Raw genomic sequence first — 3,843 nt, forward strand, 5'->3', positions numbered from 1 at the left:
AGGCGATAACGCAGCATAAATGCCAAACATGCGCTGCCCTTCGGGTTCTGCCTAGGGGCGATAAACTCTTTGTTACTCGGTTTTTACTTAGCCCATAGGTTGCAAACCTCGCGCCGCGATTTAATCGCCCCTAGATTGAACAAATTTCAATCCGCAAAGATCAGCACGCCCTAGCCTAAGCCAAGCGTAATAAACCAATATTGGATGGTTACTTTAACTCACTTTTAGCTTTAGGCTATTAAAAAATTTAAACACTAGGGGATTAATTTAAAGTGCTACACGTTAGTTGTTTGTAGCACTAACAACGCTAAGCTACCTGCTCAGATTCGGTGCCTGAACACGGGCAATTATCGTCATTTTGTTTAATACATTGCTTGTAATTAAACCAGTGCGCTACAGCAATAAAAGCCGACCCTATTGCTCAGCACGTTGTGCAAGTACACCTTGAAGACTTAGAAATTGAAAGTGAGGTTGAGCTTACTTTTGCTCCTAGTGCAATTACTTGGCTTGGTATTGCGCAAGAGGAAGAAGACGACGATCACGACCACTAATTTCACTCTTTAAAAAGAGTACTCCCTTGAAGGTTGGCGTTTTAATGCCAACCTTTTTTTATTCACATTTTGTAACAGACCTTTTATCGCAAGTGCATCGCTATTTATAACCTTATTGTTATGATGTAACAGCTATTAATATAGGATGTAATCCCATGAAAAAATTAACAACATTGGCTCTTGCCTTGGCTGCGGTTATTGCACCGAGCGTATCGGCCTATGAAACTAAAGACACTCGCTTACTACGCTTTCCTGATATTCATAACCAAAACGTGACCTTTGTTTACAGCGGCGATATTTATATTGCTAATACACAAACCGGCGAAAGCAAACGTTTAACCGACCACATTGGTTTTGAAACATTTCCTAAGTTTTCTCCTGATGGTAAGCGTATTGCGTTTTCGGCTGAGTATAACGGCAGCCGCCAAGTTTATGTAATTAACAGCGATGGCTCAGGCCTTAAGCAGCTTACATACTACAACGATGTTGGCCCAATGCCACCGCGTGGTGGCTTTGATTACCGCGTTTTAGATTGGACCGCCGATGGTAAAAATGTGGTGTTTAGAGCAAACCGCACACCATGGGGTAAACGTATGGGTCGCCCTTATATGGTCCCTGCCGACGGTGGCCTTGAGCAACCTTTAGCTATTCCTGAAACAGGCGGCGGTATGCTCTCCCCAGATGGTAGCAAGTATGTTTATACGCCCATTGACCGTGAGTTTCGTACCTGGAAACGCACCCGTGGCGGCCGTGCCCAAGACGTATGGATTTACGATTTAGAAAATAACACTTCAGAGCAACTTACCACTAACCGTGCAACCGACCAGCAACCTACCTGGGTTGGCGACAATATTTATTTTGTATCTGATCGTGATTACACACTAAACCTTTACCAATACCGCAAAGGCAGTGAGCCTAAAAAGCTCACTAATTATAAAAACTTTGACGTACTTTGGCCTTCAGCAGGCCCTAATGCGGTTGTGTTCGAAAACGGCGGTTACTTATATCGCTTTGACGCAAAAACACAAAAAAGCACTAAGCTGAGCATTAACATTGCAGGTGTGCGCCAATACGCTATGCCGTACAGCAAAAATGTGAGCGACTTTATTGATTCTATGTCGATTTCTCACGATGGCAAACGTGCTGTATTTACAGCCCGTGGCGAGCTATTTAGTGTACCTGTTAAACAAGGCCCTACGCGTAACTTATCGTACACAGATAAGAGCCGTGAAATAGACGCAAGTTGGTCGCCAAATGGGCGTTACATTGCTTACATGAGCGATAAAAGCGGCGAGTACGAAATTTACTTAAAAGATCGCAGTAAAAATAATGCCATTAAACAACTCACTAGTAATGGCACTATTTGGCGCTTTACGCCTATTTGGTCACCCGATAGTTCAAAATTATTATTTGCAGACAAAAACCACACACTGTGGTGGTTAGATGCAAAATCGGGCAAGCAACACAAAATTGATACCGGCATTTACGACGAAGACGGCATTACTCAGTATACGTGGTCGCCTAACAGCCAAGACATTGTGTATGTTAAAAATAACGAAAACCGTTATGCCTCACTGTGGCACTACAACCTTAAAAAAGAAAAGGGGACGCGCTTAACAGACGAAATGAGTAATGAGCAAAACCCAACTTTTTCGCCAGATGGCCAATACCTTTACTTTAGCTCTGAGCGCGACTTTAACCTTGCGTTTAGCAGTTACGAGTTTGACTACATGTTTAACCGCGCCACCCGTATTTATGCGGCTGCGGTAAACGACAGTGTTAAACCGCTTATTGCCTTACAAAGTGATGAAACCACGATTGTAAAAGACGATGACGACGAAAAAGAAGACGACAAAAAAGTTAAAAACGCACTGCAAAGCAACGACTTCATGCAGCGTGTTACCGCGCTTAATGCTCCTGCTGGCGATTACCGTGGCTTAACCGCAGTAAAAGACGGCGTGCTTACACTTGCTAATGGCGGATTACAACTTATAGGCACCGAACACGATAGCGAGCTAGAAACCGTGGCTAAAGGCGTTAGCAATTACACTATATCGAGCAATAGCGAGCACCTGCTTGTACATACAAGTGGCGGTTACAGCTTAATTGAGCCTAAACCCAAGCAAGACTTAGACGCCAACAAGCTCGATTTAAGCAAAATGACGCTTAAAATTAACCCGCAAGCTGAGTGGCAACAAATGTACGTAGAAGGCTGGCGCACATTGCGTGACTGGTTCTACGACGAAAACCATCACGGACAAGATTGGGATGCTATTTTAGCTAAATACCAACCTATGGCTGATGCAATTAGCCATCGTAGCGACCTTGATTACATACTTAGCGAAATTGCCGGCGAAATTAACTCTGGCCATATTTACGTGCAATCGGGTGATATGCCAAAAGCCGAGCGTAAAAACCACGGTTTATTAGGCGCTAAGCTTGCAAGCGATCCATCGGGTTATGTAAAAATAGAGCAAATCTTCAAAGGTGAAAACTGGCATGACGATTTCCGCTCACCACTGGGTACTACAGGCGTAAAAGCACATAACGGCGATTACATAATTGCGGTAAATGGCCGCTCGGTTAAAGACGTTGCTAACTTTTACGAACTCCTTGAAAACACCCAAGGCGAGCAAGTGGAGCTGGTGCTAAACAGCAAACCGCGTAGCAAAGGTGCGTGGCAAGTAACAGTAAAACCGGTAGCCAGTGAGCAAGGTCTACGTTATTTAGATTGGGTTAACTCGCGTGCAGCCTACGTTAATAAGCTATCAAATGGACGTATTGGCTACGTACACCTGCCAAATACAGCGTATGAAGGTAACCGCGCCATGTTTAAAAATTACATGCCGCAAACCACCAAAGACGCCATGATTATTGATGACCGTTACAATGGCGGTGGCTATATTCCTGAGCACATGATCACCTGGCTTGCACGTAAACCACTTAACTATTGGAAACGCCGTGGTACAGAGCCGACTAAAACGCCACAGTTTGCGCACGACGGTCCTAAAGCAATGCTAATAAACGGCTATTCAAGCTCAGGCGGTGATGCAATTCCTTACTACTTCCGCCAAGCGGGTTTAGGTAAGCTAATTGGTACGCGTACGTGGGGTGGCTTAATTGGTATTTCTGGCAACCCTGCTCTTGTAGATGGCGGGCAAGTTATTGCGGCTACTTTCCGTATTTTAGATACCCAAGGTAACTGGATTATAGAAAACGAAGGCGTTGCTCCTGATATTAAAGTGGTTGACCGCCCAGAGCTTATTTATAAAGGCCAAGATCCATCGATAGA

The 3,843-nt window shown here is 44.3% G+C and carries 1 protein-coding gene and 2 pseudogenes; 2 read left to right on the top strand and 1 reads right to left on the bottom strand.

The features are described from left to right. Nucleotides 1-307: 307 nt before the first annotated feature. Nucleotides 308-418, bottom strand: a pseudogene (locus B2R65_RS19540) (MerC domain-containing protein); the annotation flags it as partial. On the opposite strand from B2R65_RS19540, the pseudogene B2R65_RS06065 reads away from it, so the two are divergent. Both B2R65_RS06065 and B2R65_RS06070 read left to right on the top strand, forming a co-directional pair. Beyond that, a pseudogene (locus B2R65_RS06065) lies at nucleotides 399-551 on the top strand (5-methyltetrahydrofolate--homocysteine methyltransferase); the annotation flags it as partial. The pseudogenes B2R65_RS19540 and B2R65_RS06065 sit on opposite strands and share 20 nt — an antisense overlap. 155 nt (nucleotides 552-706) lie before the next feature. Then, a partial coding sequence (locus tag B2R65_RS06070; protein ID WP_286741660.1) for a S41 family peptidase occupies nucleotides 707-3,843 on the top strand: 3,137 nt, incomplete at its 3' end.

This window comes from Pseudoalteromonas sp. UBA2102 (assembly GCF_002331165.1).
Classification (GTDB): domain Bacteria; phylum Pseudomonadota; class Gammaproteobacteria; order Enterobacterales; family Alteromonadaceae; genus Pseudoalteromonas; species Pseudoalteromonas atlantica.